The following is a 16,561-nucleotide window of genomic DNA, read 5'->3' as shown; positions in this document are numbered from 1 at the left end:
GTCGATTGAAAGTTGACCGGGAGAATTGCCTGTCAAGCCGCCTTTCAGGATCCTTTGGCGGCCAGAACCAGATCGGCGGCGCGGTCACCCGACCGGACCGATCCCTCGATGGTTGCTGGCAATCCCGTAGCAGTCCAGTCGCCGGCGAGGAACAGGTTTTTCAGCGCAGTGACCGGCCCCGGACGCAGGGCATTCTGGGCCGGCGTCGCCGCAAATGTGGCGCGGCGCTCGCGCACGATCTGCCAAGGGGGCAGCTCGCCGGACACGCCGCCCGCCTGGCAGACGTCGTTCCAGATCGTCTGTGCGAGTTCCTCGCGCGGCATGTCGATCAGACGGTCGCCATTGCTGATGGTGACGGAAAGCCGGTTCGGGAATGCGAACAGCCATTCCACCACGCCACCGATCACGCCCAGGATCGGCGGCGAGCCAGGCGGCGGCTCAAAGCGGAAATGCGCATTCACAATGGCGCGGAATTCCGTCGGCGTCTTCAGGCCCGGCAGCAGGCTGGAGGCCGCGCGCGGCGGCACCGCCATCACGACGACATCGCCCTCGCCGAGCTGGACCAAATCCTCGCCGCCGAAATTCAGCGCACTGGCCTTGCCGTCACTGCTCGCAAACGAGCGCAGCTCGTGGCCAAGCTGAACGGTGTGGCCACGTTCCTGCAGAAACTTCACGGCGGGCTCGATCAGCACGGCGCTGAGGCCATCGCGCGCGATCAGGGGGCGACAGGCCTGCCCGCCCGCAAGCAGCGTCTCGCGCACGATCGCGCCGGCAAGCCCGGCCGAGCCTTCGGGCGGATCGACGTTGAGCGCGGCGAGCAGCAACGGCTGCACCAGGCGCTGATAGAGAATGCCCTCGGTCCGAATCGACTTGCCGACCAGCGTCTCCTCCGACGCCCAGATCAGCGGCGCCAGCTTGAGATAATCGGAAAGGCCGGTGTCGGGCACGCGGCGGCTTTCGTCGAACACCCAGGTCGGCCACCGGCCGTCGCCGAGATCGATCTGCCAGCGCTGCCCGGTCTTGATATCGACGAAGGGAAATTGTGCGCGCTCCGGACCGACGAGGCCCGCCTCGGTGCCGATCGCGCGCGCATAGGCACGCGCATGGCCGTTGCCCGACAGCAGCAGATGATTGCCGTTGTCGATGGTGAGATTGGTGGCGCCGTCGAAGTAGGACCGGCAGCGGCCGCCGGCCTGGTGCGTCGCCTCGTGCACGGCGACCTTGAAGCCGGCATTGGCGAGCCGCACGGCGGCGGAGAGGCCGGAAATACCAGCACCGATGATGTGAGCTGTGTTTTGCATCAGATGAAAGCGTAACGGAGCAGGATCAGAATCCGTGTGATCTTCGACACACGCACCGGCGCGCGCGGCGCGGAGAAGCCGCGCGCGATCAGGAGGTCCAGAATGGAATGATAGTATTTCGACATGATCCGCGGCGCGCGCACGGCGCGGCGCCTGTTGCGGTTCATGATCTCGTCCGACTTCTCGAAATGCGACTTGGCGCGCTGCGCCAGCGGCATGCAGACCTTCGGCAGCGCGCGCTCGGCGATCACGCGGTTCGGATCGTTGGAGGTGATGCCGGCATGCAGCAGCGCCTCGCGCGGCAGATAGAGCCGGCCAAGGCCGGCGTCCTCGTCGATGTCGCGCAGGATGTTTGTGAGCTGCAGCGCGCGGCCGAGATGGTGCGCGAGCAGGATGCCGTCTTCCTCGGGCATGCCGAACACCCGCACCGACAGCCGCCCCACGGCGCTGGCGACGCGGTCGCAATACAGATCCAGCGTCGCCATGTCGGGCGCGCGGATATCCTGCGGCACGTCCATCTCCATGCCGTCGACGATGGCGAGAAAATCCTCGCGCTTGAGCCCGAAGGTCTTCACCGAGGCAACATAATCCTTCAGCCGCGGCGGCGGATGGCCCTGATAGAGCGCGTCGATGTCGTTGCGCCACTCCTGAAGTGCGGCGAGCCGCTCGTCGCGCGGGCCGTCGGAATCGGCGATGTCGTCGACCTGGCGGCAGAAGCTGTAGATCTGGAACATCGCTTCGCGCTGGTCACGCGGCAGGATGCGCATCGCGGCATAGAACGAGCTGCCGGACGCGGTCGAGCCGTAATTGGCGCCGGGCGTGGTCGCCTCAAGCGTCATGGGCAGTCCCCGGTCTGGAAATGGCCTTGCGACCGATCGCACGGCGGCCGACTTCGCCGATGATCCCGGCGAGGCTGAAGGCGAGCAGCTCGAACTTGTTCAGATGCACGCGCTCGCGCAGGGGATCGCGTACCTTGAGCAGGCGCACGATGCGGTCGGCGTAGGCCTGGATGACGGAGACGTCGACGCCGAGACGGAAGTCCCGGATCTCCGCAGCGAGCGACCTGCCCTCCTCGAGCAGCGCCTCGTTGCGCGCGGCGAGCGACTGCAGGCAGGCCAGCATCGCCGGCGGCGATTGGGCGAGGCCGAGCTGCTCGACGGAGGCGCCGTGTGCCGCCAGCGCATCGCGGGGCAGATAGACGCGGTTGAGTTCGCGGAAATCCTTGCCGCAATCCTGCAGGTGATTGTTGATCTGCAAGCCTGCGCAGAGCGCGTCCGAGGCGGCCCAGGTCGAGGTGCTCTCGCCGTGAACGTCGAGCATGAAGCGGCCGACCGGCATCGCCGAGTAGCGGCAATAATGGATGACCTCGTCCCAGCTCTCGTAGCGCAGCTTGGTCACGTCCATGCGGAAGGCGATCAGCACGTCGAGCGCGTGGCGCGGCGCCATGCCGCGCTCGGCCAGCGCGCGGCGCAGGCTGACGGCCTCAGGCTGGGTGTCGCCCTTGCCGAGCAGCTCCGCCTCGAGCAGGTCGAGATAGCTAAGCTTCTGGTCGGCGGGCAGCGTGGCGTGGTCGGCGATGTCGTCGGCGGTGCGGACGAAATTGTAATAGGCCAGGATCAGGGCGCGATGACGCGGATGAATGATCCAGGACGCGACGGGAAAATTCTCGTCGCGGTCACCCTTGCCGGATCGCAATTCGCTCGCAGAGGTCATCGAGGGCTGGTTTACAATCGTTTGGACAGGAAGGGCTTTTTCGCTCGCGCGGGCCCATGCCGGCGATGCCGCCGCGGCCCCCATATAGGGGAATACGGCCACAAAACCAATCCTGTCCGTCGACGGCCGCCCCTTCGCGGATTGCGCCCGGAAAAGCGGCCGAGGGCCGCCTCGCGGGCCAATGGCCGAGCTTATTGATTGTGGTTCTTCAGGACCTGGTCGCAGGCCTGCGAGATCTTGGCCCGGTTCTCCTTGAGGCAGGCCAGGATGGTGAAATCGCCCTGGTCGATGACCGGCCGGCAGAACTTCTGCACATCGCGGGTGCAGGCCTTCTGCTCGGCGTCCGTGCCACGCCCTTGCTGGGCGAACGCCGCCGTCGAAAGGGAGGCCGACAGCAGGGTGAGAGCGACGAGAAGATTACGCATTGTATTCCTTCATTCTGACGGCAGAATCGCACCGATCCCGGACTGCACAGGGCGGATGGCCGGAACGGATTGTTCTGATGGCAAGTCGCCGCGGGTAGCGGCGTCAGAGAAGGCACAAGCACTGGCAAATGCGGCCAAATTGGCGCCGCACCTGCCGAACAGGTCTTCCCCGCGCCTTCAATCGCAGATGTAAGGGATTGATACTACGTCATAATTCGGAAGCGTTGCGTTTTACTGCAGACCTGTTGCCGCGCTGCATCTCTTCACCCGTCCTTGGCCGCCGGAAACATGCCGAAACACGGCAAATCGCGGCTCTGGAGCACGGCGGGGCCGCGTGAAGCGCCGTCTCTGGGCGCTGGGCTTTGAACCTGCGACTTGCTCGGAGCACTAAACTTTCGATGTGGCGAGACGTTCTCAATCGTGAGCGAACGTCGTTCCAAAACGGGATATTTGCGATGAAATTCTTTGGGCGATCTGGACTGGCAATCACGGCGGCCGGCATCGGGGCGGCGCTGCTGTTTTCGGTTACGGCAAGCCATGCTCAGTCGTCCGGACCGTTTGCCGGTTTCGACGGCGCATGGAGCGGCACCGGCACGGTGTCGTTGTCCGACGGCTCCACCGAGCGCATCCGCTGCAAGGCGGATTACAAGGTCGCCGGCAGCGGCCTCAACCTGAAGCAGGCGCTGCACTGCGCCTCCGACAGCTACAAGTTCGACCTCACCAGCGACGTGACGAGCCAGGGCGACCGCATCTCCGGCAATTGGAGCGAGGCCAGCCGCAACATCTTCGGCAACCTCCAGGGCACCGCCGGCGGCGGCCAGATCGACGTCTTCGTCGAGGCCAACGGCTTTGCCGCCAATCTGTCGCTGCGCACCAACGGCACCAAGCAGACCGTGCAGATCTCGTCCAAGGGCGAGATCCGCGGCGTCAACATCACGATGACGAAGGGCTGAAGGCCCTTCGCCGCAATGAGGAACATGCCCCCGGTTCTGCGAGCCGGGGGCTTTTTGCTGACACGAGCTTGACCTGCTGGATGTGCTGAGATGGACCCGATGCGCAGACATCTGCTGAAAGCCGCCGGGCTCTTCGTCGCCAGCCGCGCCTTCGCCGGCGATCAGCAGGGAGCGAACATGCAGCCTTCGTCCGTGAAGCCGCGTCACGTGCTCTGCTTCCTCGGCAAGGATGAAAGCCTGCTGCATCCGCCGAAGGCGGTGGCGAAGACGATCGCCGATTTCAGCTTCGAGATCGACCGCACCTATTCGCAAGGAAAGCCCGATCCGCGCATGGAGCGGTCGTTCGGCGTGTGCTGGGACCGCGTCTTCCCGAAGGCATGGTCCGCGTCCGACGAAGCCGCCGTGGCCAACCACAAATCCGTCCTCTACGTGCGGAGCCCGCCGATGGCTCAGCAGAAGACGGCCGCCGGTTCGGCCGCCGCACTGCAGATCGTGGACGAGATGTTCGACGCGGGCGCGATTGCCGCAAAGGGCGAAAGCGCCGGCGTCGCCCACGGCGTCGCGCGCTGGCGCAGCCTCGCCGAGCAGGCGCGCAACGGCGCGAAGACGGAGCAAGGCCTTCGCATGACGCCCGCGGTCGCCAAGGCCTGTCGCCTCGCCTTCGCCAAGCGCCCGCTCGCCGGCGATCGCTACTTTGAGAGCGTCGGCTACCATCTCGTCGGTCTGCCGACCTCTATGTCGCGAAGTCGCGCGGCACCGATCGGTCCGCCGTGGCGCTGATGGACGAGATCGCCGACGCCATGGCCGAGCACGGCATCGAAGCGACGCTGCGCGAGCGCAACCTCACGCTCTCGCGTGAGCAGGACTACGCCGAGACCGATTTCAAGTTCAATCCCTACGGGATCGTCCGCATCGAGGCGTGAGCGCGAAGCGGCGTCTGCCGCCCCTCACTCAGATCGCCGGCTTGTCCGTGCCCTGCAGCCTGCCGTGCAGGTTGATCAGCCACATCGCCGTCGGCCGCAGGATGAAGAGGTCGGCGACGAGCGCCATCACCATCGAGAAGGCGCTGAGCCAGCCGAACAGCCGCAGCGACGGAAGATCGGAGAACACGGTGACGACGAGGCCGCAGGCCAAGACCACCGTGGTCAGGATCAGCGCAGGTCCCACCAGCACGGTCGCCCGCTCCACCGCGAGCGCGGAGCCGACGCCCGGCTTGCTCTCGAGTCTGAGGCGGTTGAGGAAGTGGATGGTGGCGGAGAGGCCAAGGCCGAACGAGACGGTGAGCGCGACGACACTGGCGAATTGCAGTCCCTCGCCCATCGCCCACAGCACCGTGCCCGACATCACCACCGGGAAGATGCCCGGCAGGATGCAGGCGAGCATCACCACCCAGGAGCGGAAGGCGAGGCCGATGAAGATCGCGACCAGCGCGAACTCGACGGTCAGCCCACGGTTCAGCTTCTCGATCATGTTGGCCGAGTTGCGCGCCGCAATCGCAGCGAGACCCGTCACCGCGACCTCGTAGCCGGGATGCTTCTTGCGAACGGCGTCGAGCTCGGTATCGAGCTTGTCGACGATCGGCAGGAGCTGGCTGGAATCCTTGTCCGGCACGCGGCCGGCGACGACGACGGCGTCCTGCTCGGCGTCGATGAAGCGACGCACCAGATGCTCGGGAATGACGCTGACATATTCCTTCAGCGTCGCGACGTCGGCACTGCCGGCCTTTTCCGCCAGCCAGCGGCGCAGCGTCTCCAACGACCAGACGTTACCGACGCCGGCGGCCTTCTCGACCGTCGCGTGGACTTCAGCGATGGTCTGGAGCGTCTGCGGCGAATAGAGCGATTCACCCTTGGGGAACGCGATCAGCACGTTGACCGGATTGGCGCCGGTGAGCTTGGCATCGAGCCGGTCGCTGGCAGCAACCGCCTGGCGCTTGTCCGGCACCTGGTCGGCGAGCCGGTAGCGCGGCTCCAGATTGGCATAGATGACGCCGAGGCCGCCGACGAACAGCACCGCGATCAGGCTGAACAGGCCGGGCCGGCCCACCATGCGCACCGCGATCCAGTAGCAGAAATTGCGCAGCGCCTGGACGCCGGCGTCCGCCCCCTGGAACTTGACCGCGAAGACCTTCTCGTTGCGCACGAACAGCACGCCGAAGACAGGCACCAGCGACAGCACCGCGACCAGCGCGATGATGGTGGCGGCAAGCCCGGCCTCGCCGAACTTGCGGATCAAATCGGAGTCGGAGAATTGCAGCGCGATGAAGGAGATGCCGGCGGTTCCGTGCGTCAGCACGCAGGCCGGCCCCACCACCAGCACCGCGTTCTTGAACGCGGTGAACTTGTCCTGGCCTGCGATCAGCCGGTCGCGCGCGGCGAAGGTCAGCTGCATCGAATCCGAGAAACTGATGACCATGATGAGCGGCGTCATCACGTTCAGGAACATGTTCAGGTTGAAATTGGCCCAGCCGAGCGCGCCGAGCGCCAGCAGAATCGCGATCATCGGCGGGAATGCCGCCGCGATCATGAACGAGATCTTGCGGAAGAAGATGATGGCGATGATGCAGCCGGCGAGAATGCCGAGGATGTTGTAGGTCAGCCCGTCGCGCTCGACCGCGTTGCGGATCTCGAGCTGCATCACCGGCACGCCGGAGAGCTGCACGTTGAGCCCGGTGTCGCTGAGATCCTCCTTCATCAGCGCGCGGATGTCGCCGACGGTCTTGGTCAGCTTGTTGGAGCCGACAACTTCGGGATCGAGCGACAGCACGACCAGCGCCAGCGTGCCGTCCTCCGACAGCAGCTTGCCGCGGATGATCTCGTTGTTCTTGACGGTCTCGATGAACTTGTCATAGGCCGCGCCCTCGGGCAGCTCGGCCGGGAACAGTGCCGCCGGCAGCTTGCCCGGGGCCGGCGCCTGGCGCGCCGAGAACAGCGAGACGAGGCCGCGCGTGCCTTCGACCAGTTGCAGGTCGGTGACGAAGTCGCGCAGCTTCTCCAGGTTGTTCCGCGCCAGCAGGGTCTTGCCCTCGACCACGACGAGAACGTCGAACTCCTCCGCCGGGAACTTCTTGGTCACCTCTTCGTACTGGCGGAACTCGCGAGTGTCAGAGCGGAACAGCTGCGACAGCGAATCGTCGATCTTGATCCGGTAGATGCCGAACACCGCGCCGACAATCAGCGCGAGCAGGACGATGCAGGAGACGATCGGGGCCCGGACGGCGATCAGCCCGAGACGCTCCAGCCCGAAGGCGATGGAGGACGCGGGTCCCTGCTCGACCTTGTCGACATGAACCTCACTCTCGCTGTGCTTTTCGAGCATGCCTTGTCCAGTTCCTAAATCGGCTCGGCCTGTGAGCTTATTGCGCCCCGCGAACGGCTTGAAAACGCCATACCAATGGGAGGCTTGCCCCTTGAAAATGCGCGGAAAATCGCCGCGAGGGGTTTAGCAGGTCAATCACCCCTCTCGCAAGCAGGCGAAGTGTGGGCAAATCGATCAAGATGCGGCGATTTCGGGTCCGGTCCCCGGTCATCCCGGCGAGGATGTGCCAATTTGGCGCGGCGCGCGGTCTGCGCTCTCGTCCTTCAGCGCCACGCCGGTGACCTCCCGGGCCAGCCCCTCGCGGACCAGCCAGGCGATCTTGAGCGCCGCCTCGTCATGGCTCAACCCGGCGTGGTGGATGTTCGAGACGCAATTGCGCTCGGCATCGGTGCGGCCGGGCTTCGGCGCGAAGGTCAGATAGGCGCCGAGGCTGTCGGGCGCGGACAGGCCGGGCCGCTCGCCGATCAGCATCAGGACCATGCGCGCGCCGAGAACGGCGCCGATCTCGTCGCCGAGCGCGACGCGCGCGCCCGAGGCGACGACGACATGGCCGACCGCGACAGCATCGTCCTCCGCAAGCGATTGCAACAGGCGCCCTACCACGATCGCCGCATGGCTGTGGACCGCCGCCGCGGACAGGCCGTCTCCGATCACGACAGCGAGCTGGCACGGCGCCGAGACGCTTTGCACCAGACGCTGCGCCGAGTCGGGCTCGAGCTGTCGTCCCAGATCCGGCCGCCGCAGATAGTCGCTGCGATCGACCGCCCGGCTCCTCACCTCGGTCACCGCAAGGCCGAGCGCATCGAGATCGGCGATCAGACGCGGCGTATCGAAGGCCGCATGCACGGCATCACGCGCGCGAGCATGGTCCAGCGTGAAATCGAGCAGCGCCTTCGTCGGCAGGCTCGCGCCGCTGCGCCCGAGCGCGACGCGCGCGGGCGTGAACGCCCGCAAATCGAGGGTCGGACGGCGCGGCAGGGCCGGATCAGACATGTCGCATCATTCGGCGGGAACGGCGGCCTCGCGCAGCCGGATCGAATAGTTCGATGCGTTCTGCTTGCCGCTGGAGGCCGCGCGCGCGAAAGTGATGAGGTGATGCGCGATCGTGGCACAGCCGATCAAGCCTTCGAGATCGCCGCGCCTGATGCGTCCCAGCGCGAACTTCCAGAACACACGTTTGTAATCGCCGAGCACACCGACCTTCCAGAAGAGGTTGCGCAGCATGATGAGGCCGCGCCTGATATTGGGCCAGGTCTTCATCTCGTCCGGCACCGGCATCTTGAGGCGGTTCACATAGACGTGGTCGCATTGATGCTGATAGCGCGCGTAGACCTTATCGGGCGCGTAAGCGACCGCCATGGCATGCTTCCATGACGCGACGACCTCGTCGTAAGGCAGCAGGAAGTCGACGTTGGAATCGCGTCCCTCGTCGTGGACCAAGCGCCCCTCGCGCTCCAGACGGTCCCACAGCGGCGTCTTCGGCAGCGCCTGCAGCAGGTTGATGGTGAGCAGCGGAATCCGGGACTCCTCGACGAAAGCGAGCAGCGCCTCCGAGGTGTTCGGCTTGTCGGTGTCGAGCCCCATGATGATGCCCGAGACCACCTCCATGCCGTAGGAGTTGATGGTGCGCACGCCCTCCAGGATCGGGACCATCATGTTGTGGTCCTTGTGCATCGCCTTCAGCGCGTCCGGATCGGGCGTCTCGATGCCGCAGAAGATGGTGATGAAATAGGCCTCGCGCATCTTCTCGAGGATCTCGGGCCGCTTGGCGATGTTGAGCGTGGCCTCGCAGGCGAGCCGCACCACATAGCCGGTCCGCTTCTGCCACTCGATCAGATGCGGCAGCAGGTCCATCGCCGCCTTGCGGTTACCGATGAAATTGTCGTCGACGAAATAGACCGTGTCGGTCATGCCGCATTCGCGCAGGCGGTCGAGCTCGGCGATGATCTGCTGCGGCGTCTTGATGCGCGGATTGCGGCCATAAAGGCCGGGGATGTCGCAGAACTCGCACTGATAGGGACAGCCGCTCGAATATTGGATGCTGCCGAGGAAGTACTTCTTCACGTCCGCGAGCTCGTAGGCCGGGATCGGAAACTCCGTCATCGGCACGCGATCCTCGGTCGTGAGCACGACCTGCTGCTCTGGACGCGAGGTGTCGCGCGACAGGATCTCGATCAACTGGTTGGTGGCGTCGCCGAGCTCGCCGACATGGAGATAATCGAAGGACGGATAATAGTCGGGGCAGGCGCTGACGGACGGCCCGCCGAGCGCGACCGGCAGATCGAACTCATGGGCGCGGCGGCAGATGTCGTTCATCTGCTGGCGCTGGATGTGCATGCCGCTGACGAAGACGGCTTCCGCCCATTCGAACTCCTCCCTCGTCGTCCGGCGCAGATTCTCGTCGACGAATTTGACCTGCCATTCTTTCGGAAGGTAGGCGGAGATCAGCAACAGCCCCTGCGGCGGCATGAAGGCGCGGACGCCATCGGTCAGGGGATAGGAATGCTCGAACGTGCCGAAGGACGAGGTATAGCGCGGAAACACGCAGAGAATCCGCCGGGACGTTCCGTTGCTTTCAGCTCGCATCAAAGCTCCCCCGCCACGACCTGGTTGCGGAAATCGCCAGCCCGACACATAGCGTAATGCTGCGGCTGGAATTTCTCAATATTGTGGCGAGAGCATAATCCCGAGACGCACCGATGGTTTCCTGGGCGACTTGCCCCCTCCGCGTCAGGCGATCAGCCGCGCGGCAAAATCCGGCAGCAGGGCTGGATCGCCGGCCAGACGGAAATCGGCGCCCGAAATGCCCGAGCGCGCCAGCCAGTCGTCGAATTCCGGCGCGCGGCGCAAACCGAAGACGTCGCGGACATAGAGCGCGTCGTGAAAAGACGTCGACTGGTAGTTCAGCATGACGTCGTCGGCACCGGGAACGCCCATGATGAAGGTGACGCCGGCGGCGGCGAGCAGCGTCAGGAGATTGTCCATGTCGTCCTGGTCTGCCTCGGCATGGTTGGTGTAGCAGATGTCGACCCCGAGCGGCAGGCCGAGCAGCTTGCCGCAGAAATGATCCTCCAGGCCGGCGCGGATGATTTCCTTGCCGTCATAGAGATATTCGGGGCCGATGAAGCCGACCACGCTGTTGACCAGCAGCGGGGCGAAGACGCGGGCGACGGCATAGGCGCGCGCCTCGCAGGTCTGTTGGTCGACGCCGTAATGGGCGCCCGCCGACAGCGCCGAGCCCTGGCCGGTCTCGAAATACATCACGTTGCGCCCGACCGTGCCGCGCCCCTGCGACAGCCCGGCCTGTTGCGCCTCCTTCAGCAGCGCGAGGTCGATTCCGAAGCTGCGGTTGGCGGCCTCGGTGCCCGCGACCGACTGGAAGACGAGGTCGACCGGCACACCCTGCCCGATCAGCGACAGCGTCGTCGTGACATGGCTCAGGACGCAGCCTTGCGTCGGGATCTGCAGGCGCGCGATGATCTCGTCGAGCAGCCGCAGCAATTGCGCAATGACGGCGGGATCGTCGCTGGCGGGATTGATGCCGATGCAGGCATCGCCCGACCCCAGCAGGATGCCGTCGAGGATCGAGGCCGTGATGCCCTTGGCGTCGTCGAAGGGGTGGTTCGGCTGGAGGCGTGTGCTCATCCGCCCCTTCAGGCCGATGGTGTTGCGAAAGGCGGTGGTGACCGCGCATTTCCGTGCCGCCAGGATCAGATCCTGGTTGCGCATCAGCTTCGACACCGCGGCCGCCATCTCCGGCGTGATGCCGCCGGCCAGCTTGCGCAGGACCTCGGGCGTCGCGGCGTCCGACAGCAGCCAGTCGCGGAAGGCGCCGACCGTGAGCGATGCCACCGGCGCGAAAGCCTTGGCGTCATGGCTGTCGATGACGAGGCGGGTGACCTCGTCGATCTCGTAGGGAATGACGGCTTCCTGCAGGAACTGGCCGAGCGGCACGTCGGCGAGCGCCATCCGTGCTGCGATCATCTGCTCGGAGCTGGCAGCGGCGATTCCGGCCAGCCGGTCGCCGGAGCGCGGGGGTGTCGCCTTGGCGAGCAGGTCGCGCAGGTCAGGGAAGCGGTAGGTCGTGGCGTCGATGCTGTGGCGGTAGACCAAGGGTCTCTCCGGGGTTGCTCGGCCAGCGGCCGACTCCAGGACTATCCCGAAACTACATCCTCGTATCAAGACGCTGAAATGGCTTGCCTTTCCTTCGACCAAGGACGGAGACGGCCAGGGCGCGCGTTAACGCGGCATCCATCTTCGTTCTGCATAGTTTTGCATCAATTCTACCCAACCCCGCTCACCGGCCGCTCCAGGCCAATCCGGGCCCCTGAACACCATGATATCCGACCGATCTGGGAATGCCGCCAGGCTGGCAGGCCGCTTCACGCTTGCCGGCAAGCTCTATGCGATCTTCGCGCTGTTTGCGCTGCTCACGGCGGCGATCGCCATACTGTCGGACTACAACAGCCGCCGCAGCGCCGACCTGACCAGCGCGATCGAGACCGCCAACGCGGCCGCGCTGAACGTCGAGCGCGTCAACTCGCTGGTCTATGCGGTGGTGATGGAATCGCGCGGCGTCTACATGTCGACGGAGCCGGCCGTGGTGAAGAAATACGGCGACGGCCTGCTCAAGTTCAACGCCCAGATCCTCGACGTCGTGAAGCGCTGGGAGACCATCGTCAAGGCCGACGACGCCGAGCAGTTCGCCACATTCAAGAAGCGCATCGAGCAGTTCGTCGAGTTCCGCAAGGAGCTGGTGCGCCGCGGCGTCGAGATCAATGCGGCCGCGGGCCGCGAATGGGGCGACAACGACGCCAATCGCAGCGTGCGCTCGGCGCTGAACAAGGACCTCGAGGCGCTATCCAAGGTCTATGCCGAGCGCGCCAGGCAGATCGCGCAGCAGACCGAGACCAACCGCACATTTTCGTTCATCCTCACCTGCCTCGGCGGCGTGGCGCTGGCCCTCGTCGTCGTCGGCATCGTCATCATTGCCCGCTCGATCGCCCGGCCGCTCGCCGCGATCACCGCCACCATCAAGCAGGTCGCCGACGGCGCCGAAAATGTCGTGGTGCCGCACTCCGGCCGCGCCGACGAGATCGGCGCGCTCGCCCGCGCCATCCAGGTGTTCCAGGACGCCATGGGCCGCAACCGCAACCTCGCCTCGCAAGTGTCGCAAGACGCCGCCGCGCGCGAGGAGCGCGCCCGTCACATCGAGCGGTCCGTCGAGCAATTTCGCGAGGCGATCGGCGCGGTCATGCGCGGCCTCAGCGACAACGCCTCCGTCATGCGCGAGACCGCGCAGACCATCACGCGGGTCACTGCGGATGCGAGCAGCCGCGCCGGCACCGCGGCGAACGCGACCGAGCAGGCCTCGCACAACGTCACCGCGGTCGCGGGCGCGGCCGAGGAGCTGTCGGCCTCGGTGGTGGAGATCGGCCGCCAGGTGCGGCAGAGCGCCGGCGCGGTCGAGCAGACCGGCCAGCGCACCGAGAAGTCGATCTCCGAGATCGAGAGCCTCGCTGCGGCCACGCAACGCATCGACGGCGTGCTCAGCCTGATCCAGGCGATCGCCGAGCAGACCAACCTGCTCGCGCTGAACGCCACCATCGAGGCGGCGCGCGCTGGCGATGCCGGTCGCGGCTTCGCCGTGGTCGCCCACGAGGTGAAGGCGCTCGCGGGCCAGACCGCCAAGGCCACCGCCGAAATCAGCGAGAACGTCGCGATGATCCAGGCCTCGACCCGCAACGCGGTCGACGCCGTGCGCGAGATCGGCGGGGCGGTGCGCGAGATCAACGAGGTCACGTCAGCGATTGCCGGCGCGATCGGCCAGCAGGACCAGGCCACGCGCGAGATCTCCTCCAACGCGCAAAGCGCAGCCCAAGGCAACGAGACGCTGGTGGCGAACATCACCTCGCTGCGCGATGCCATCGGCGAGACCGATACGGCGGCGGCTTCGGTGCTGACCGCAGCGAGCAGCCTGACCGAGACGGCGCAGACGCTGTCGCGGGAGGTGGAGACGTTCTTCCAGAATCTGCGCGCGGGGTCGGCGGACGAGCGGATCGCCAGGGCCGGATAGCGTCGCGACGCGCATCGGGACACTGTAACCGTCCGATCGGCGAGGCACCTGCCAACCCCTACCCCACCACTCCGCCCCGCCTGATCAGCTCCTTCCCGACCGCGGCCAGATGCACCTGGTCCGGGCCGTCGCCGATGCGGATGAAGCGGGCGTAGACATAGGCGCGGGCGAGGAACGTGTCCTGCGACACGCCGGCCGCGCCATGGATCTGGATGGCGCGGTCGATGACGCGGGCGGCCATGCTGGGCACCACGATCTTGGCCGCGGCGATCAGATCGCGCGCGGCCTTATTGCCTTCGCGGTCCATCTTGTCGGCGGCCTGCAAGGTGAGCAGGCGCGCCTGCGCGATCTCGCAGAAGGAGTGCGCGATGTCCTCGCGCACCGAGCCCTGCTCTGCGAGCGGTTTGCCGAAGGCGACGCGCGAGACCGCGCGCTGGCACATCAATTCCAGCGCACGCTGGGCGCAGCCGATCAGGCGCATGCAGTGATGAATGCGGCCGGGGCCGAGCCGGCCTTGCGCGATCTCGAAGCCGCGGCCCTCGCCGAGCAAAATGTTCTCGGCAGGCACGCGGACATTGTCGTAGACGATCTCGGGATGGCCGACCGGCGCATCGTCATAGCCATAGGTGAGCATGTCGCGGACGATGCGCACGCCGGGCGTATTCTTCGGCACCAGGATCATGGATTGCTGGCGATGGCGGTCGGGATGGTCCGGCGCAGTCTTGCCCATCACGATCAGGATCTCGCAATCCTCGTTCATCGCGCCCGAGGTAAACCATTTGCGGCCGGTGATGACGTAATCGTCGCCGTCGCGTTTGATCTCGCACTGGATGTTGGTGGCGTCGCTGGAGGCGACCTGCGGCTCCGTCATCGAGAAGCCGGAGCGGATGCGCCCCTCCAGCAGCGGCGTCAGCCAGCGCTCCTGCTGCGCCTTGGTGCCGTAGTTTGCGAGCACCTCCATGTTGCCGACATCGGGCGCGGAGCAGTTGAAGACCTCGGGCGCCCAGAGAATGCGTCCCATGATCTCCTTCACCGGCGCGTATTCGAGATTGGTCAGACCCGGCCCGTGCTCGCCGGACAGGAACAGGTTCCACAGCCCCTGCTCGCGCGCCAGCCGCTTCAGGTCCTGCAGCACAGGCGGCGTCTTGTAGCGCGCGGCCTCCGGCTTGACCTGCTCGTAATAGAGCTCCTCGGCCGGCTCGACATGGGCGCGCATGAACTGGCGAACGCGCTCCTGGAGCTCCAAAGAACGGGCGGAGTGCTGAAAGTCCATGGGGTTCTCCTGTTCCCTTCTCCCCTTGTGGGAGAAGGTGGCATAGGCTGCCTCGGCAGCCGTTCCTAAGAACGCCGAAGCAAAGCTTCGGCTATGGCGCCGGATGAGGGGTATCTCTCCGCGCGTTCAAATGCAGAGAGGACTCGCGGAGAGAGACCCCTCACCCGGCTGCGCTTCGCGCATCCACCCTCCCCCACAAGGGGAGAGGGTGCACCGTCTCCTCGGCGCCCTGTCACGTCCCGCGCAACAGCTCGCTGGCCACCACCCAGTCGTTGCCGTCGAACTGGAGCATGTAGCCGTCCTTGATCGGGCGGAAATCCTGCGGCGTGGTATTGAGGGTGATGCCGGGCATCAGAAGCGACAGCGGCACGTTCTTCAGGTTCGCGGCCTGCGCCATGATGTTGTCGCGCGTCAGATTGTCCTTGCATTGCTTCAGCAGCACCACCAGCGCCTCGGCGACGGTGTAGCCGTAGAGGCCTGCGACGTTGTTGACGTCGGCATTGGGCAGGCGCTTCTTCATGAAGTCGATATAGGCCGCCATCGCCGGATCGTCCTTCGGTGCCTCGACGAACGGCTTCAGCGCGCCGAGCGACAGCACGCCCTTGCCGGCCTCGAGCCCGGCCGGCACCATGACGGTGGCCTTGTTGGCGCAGCCGGAGGCGAGAAAGCGCGTCGGCTGCCAGCCGACCTCGTGCGCCTTGCGGATCGCCTGCGCGCAGGCGCGCGGCGTCACCGAATAGATCAAGAAGACGTCGGCCTTGGTATTGGCGAGCGTCAGCACCTGGGAATCGACGGTGGGATCGGTGACCTCGAAGCTCGAGGCCATCGCGATCGCCTTGTCGGCGTCGGCACCGAGCGCCTCCTTGACGCCGCGAAGATATTCCTTGCCGGCGTCGTCGTTCTGGTAGAGCACCGCAAAGCGCGCATTCGGGTTCTTGGCGCGGGCATAAGCGACGTCGATCGCGGCCTCGCTGGTGTAGTTCGGCGCCCAGGGCAGCGCGATCGACCAGGGCATGTTGGCGGGATCGTTCCACTTCGAGGCCGAGCTGATCAGGAAGATCTGCGGCACCTTGTTGCTGTTGAGATATTTTGCGATCGCCGAGCTCGGCGCCGTGCCCATGGTGGCGAAGATGAAGGCGACGCCGTCGCCTTCGACGAGGCGCCGCGCGGCTTCCATCGTCTTTGGCGGCGAGAAGGCATCGTCGAGCGAGATCAGGTTGAGCTTGCGGCCGCCAACGCCGCCCTTCTCGTTGATCTCGTCGAAATAGGCGGAGATCACCCGTCCCGTGATGCTGAGCGGCGAGGCCGGGCCGCTATAGGGCATGGTGTTGCCAATCTTGATCTCGGTGTCGCTGACCCCAGGGCCGTAGGATTTTTGCGCCGAGACAGGGGCGGACACGCAGGCGGCAGCCAGCGCTGCGGCCAGGGCCAAAGCGGCTTTCATGGTTTCTCCCCAATGATCATCGCCGCGCAAGACGGTCACGCGGCGTGCTGCTTTCTGT

General features: G+C 65.8%; 14 protein-coding genes. 4 read left to right on the top strand and 10 right to left on the bottom strand.

Annotated features, from left to right (window positions below; all coding sequences use genetic code 11):
• Positions 1-44: 44 nt before the first annotated feature.
• The 4 genes from hpnE to N2604_RS15555 all read right to left on the bottom strand — a co-directional run bounded on the left by hpnE (position 45) and on the right by N2604_RS15555 (position 3,439).
• Positions 45-1,301 carry a hydroxysqualene dehydroxylase HpnE gene (hpnE, locus tag N2604_RS15570; RefSeq protein ID WP_260375504.1) on the bottom strand — a complete coding sequence of 419 codons (1,257 nt, stop codon included), beginning with the start codon at positions 1,299-1,301 and terminating at the stop codon, positions 45-47.
• Complete coding sequence (hpnD, locus tag N2604_RS15565) at positions 1,301-2,140, bottom strand: presqualene diphosphate synthase HpnD (RefSeq protein WP_260375503.1); 840 nt, start codon at positions 2,138-2,140, stop codon at positions 1,301-1,303. Before hpnD ends, hpnE begins: the two co-directional genes overlap by 1 nt.
• Positions 2,130-3,014: a squalene synthase HpnC gene (hpnC, locus tag N2604_RS15560; protein WP_260375502.1), complete on the bottom strand. Its 885-nt coding sequence runs from the start codon at positions 3,012-3,014 to the stop codon at positions 2,130-2,132. Before hpnC ends, hpnD begins: the two co-directional genes overlap by 11 nt.
• Positions 3,015-3,205: 191 nt before the next feature.
• The gene (locus N2604_RS15555) at positions 3,206-3,439 is read right to left on the bottom strand and encodes a hypothetical protein (protein WP_025035011.1); all 234 of its coding nucleotides are present in this window, start codon (positions 3,437-3,439) and stop codon (positions 3,206-3,208) included.
• A 455-nt stretch (positions 3,440-3,894) separates the two neighbouring features.
• Here N2604_RS15555 and N2604_RS15550 point away from each other — a divergent pair, with 455 nt between their 5' ends.
• From N2604_RS15550 to N2604_RS39420, 3 genes are all read left to right on the top strand, one after another.
• Positions 3,895-4,392, top strand: coding sequence for a hypothetical protein (locus N2604_RS15550; RefSeq protein WP_260375501.1), 498 nt, complete (start codon positions 3,895-3,897; stop codon positions 4,390-4,392).
• A 99-nt stretch (positions 4,393-4,491) separates the two neighbouring features.
• A complete protein-coding gene (locus N2604_RS15545; RefSeq protein ID WP_311740005.1) occupies positions 4,492-5,172 on the top strand; it encodes a hypothetical protein in 681 nt (226 codons plus the stop codon).
• Positions 5,172-5,315, top strand: coding sequence for a hypothetical protein (locus N2604_RS39420; RefSeq protein WP_311740004.1), 144 nt, complete (start codon positions 5,172-5,174; stop codon positions 5,313-5,315). Before N2604_RS15545 ends, N2604_RS39420 begins: the two co-directional genes overlap by 1 nt.
• A gap of 28 nt (positions 5,316-5,343) precedes the next feature.
• On the opposite strand, the gene N2604_RS15540 is transcribed toward N2604_RS39420, so the two are convergent.
• From N2604_RS15540 to N2604_RS15525, 4 genes are all read right to left on the bottom strand, one after another.
• Positions 5,344-7,710: an RND family transporter gene (locus N2604_RS15540; RefSeq protein WP_260375500.1), complete on the bottom strand. Its 2,367-nt coding sequence runs from the start codon at positions 7,708-7,710 to the stop codon at positions 5,344-5,346.
• A gap of 207 nt (positions 7,711-7,917) precedes the next feature.
• On the bottom strand, positions 7,918-8,703 hold the full coding sequence (gene eutC / locus N2604_RS15535; protein ID WP_260375499.1) for an ethanolamine ammonia-lyase subunit EutC: 786 nt from the start codon (positions 8,701-8,703) through the stop codon (positions 7,918-7,920).
• A 6-nt stretch (positions 8,704-8,709) separates the two neighbouring features.
• Positions 8,710-10,296 (bottom strand): B12-binding domain-containing radical SAM protein, encoded by a 1,587-nt coding sequence (locus tag N2604_RS15530; RefSeq protein WP_260375498.1) that lies wholly within the window; start codon positions 10,294-10,296, stop codon positions 8,710-8,712.
• A 144-nt stretch (positions 10,297-10,440) separates the two neighbouring features.
• Positions 10,441-11,823, bottom strand: a complete 1,383-nt coding sequence (locus N2604_RS15525) for an ethanolamine ammonia-lyase subunit EutB (RefSeq protein WP_260375497.1) — start codon at positions 11,821-11,823, stop codon at positions 10,441-10,443.
• 223 nt (positions 11,824-12,046) lie between these two features.
• Between N2604_RS15525 and N2604_RS15520 the strand changes: the two genes are divergently transcribed.
• Complete coding sequence (locus N2604_RS15520; RefSeq protein ID WP_260375496.1) at positions 12,047-13,786, top strand: methyl-accepting chemotaxis protein; 1,740 nt, start codon at positions 12,047-12,049, stop codon at positions 13,784-13,786.
• Positions 13,787-13,844: 58 nt separating this feature from the next.
• Here the strand turns inward: N2604_RS15520 and N2604_RS15515 are convergent, their stop codons facing one another.
• On the bottom strand, positions 13,845-15,059 hold the full coding sequence (locus N2604_RS15515) for an acyl-CoA dehydrogenase family protein (RefSeq protein ID WP_260375495.1): 1,215 nt from the start codon (positions 15,057-15,059) through the stop codon (positions 13,845-13,847).
• 232 nt (positions 15,060-15,291) lie between these two features.
• Entirely contained in the window at positions 15,292-16,503 is a 1,212-nt protein-coding gene (locus N2604_RS15510) for an ABC transporter substrate-binding protein (RefSeq protein ID WP_260375494.1), read from the bottom strand.
• Between the last annotated feature and the right edge of the window lie 58 nt (positions 16,504-16,561).

The organism is Bradyrhizobium sp. CB1015, assembly GCF_025200925.1.
Taxonomy (GTDB): domain Bacteria; phylum Pseudomonadota; class Alphaproteobacteria; order Rhizobiales; family Xanthobacteraceae; genus Bradyrhizobium.
This window is presented reverse-complemented; position numbering and strand designations above follow the sequence as displayed.

Bases quoted from the DNA above. Each gene is read 5' to 3' on its own strand.
- hpnE (WP_260375504.1), bottom strand. From the start codon at position 1,301: ATGCAAAACACAGCTCACATCATCGGTGCTGGTATTTCCGGCCTCTCC.
- hpnD (WP_260375503.1), bottom strand. From the start codon at position 2,140: ATGACGCTTGAGGCGACCACGCCCGGCGCCAATTACGGCTCGACCGCG.
- hpnC (WP_260375502.1), bottom strand. From the start codon at position 3,014: ATGACCTCTGCGAGCGAATTGCGATCCGGCAAGGGTGACCGCGACGAG.
- N2604_RS15555 (WP_025035011.1), bottom strand. From the start codon at position 3,439: ATGCGTAATCTTCTCGTCGCTCTCACCCTGCTGTCGGCCTCCCTTTCG.
- N2604_RS15550 (WP_260375501.1), top strand. From the start codon at position 3,895: ATGAAATTCTTTGGGCGATCTGGACTGGCAATCACGGCGGCCGGCATC.
- N2604_RS15545 (WP_311740005.1), top strand. From the start codon at position 4,492: ATGCGCAGACATCTGCTGAAAGCCGCCGGGCTCTTCGTCGCCAGCCGC.
- N2604_RS39420 (WP_311740004.1), top strand. From the start codon at position 5,172: ATGGACGAGATCGCCGACGCCATGGCCGAGCACGGCATCGAAGCGACG.
- N2604_RS15540 (WP_260375500.1), bottom strand. From the start codon at position 7,710: ATGCTCGAAAAGCACAGCGAGAGTGAGGTTCATGTCGACAAGGTCGAG.
- eutC (WP_260375499.1), bottom strand. From the start codon at position 8,703: ATGTCTGATCCGGCCCTGCCGCGCCGTCCGACCCTCGATTTGCGGGCG.
- N2604_RS15530 (WP_260375498.1), bottom strand. From the start codon at position 10,296: ATGCGAGCTGAAAGCAACGGAACGTCCCGGCGGATTCTCTGCGTGTTT.
- N2604_RS15520 (WP_260375496.1), top strand. From the start codon at position 12,047: ATGATATCCGACCGATCTGGGAATGCCGCCAGGCTGGCAGGCCGCTTC.
- N2604_RS15515 (WP_260375495.1), bottom strand. From the start codon at position 15,059: ATGGACTTTCAGCACTCCGCCCGTTCTTTGGAGCTCCAGGAGCGCGTT.
- N2604_RS15510 (WP_260375494.1), bottom strand. From the start codon at position 16,503: ATGAAAGCCGCTTTGGCCCTGGCCGCAGCGCTGGCTGCCGCCTGCGTG.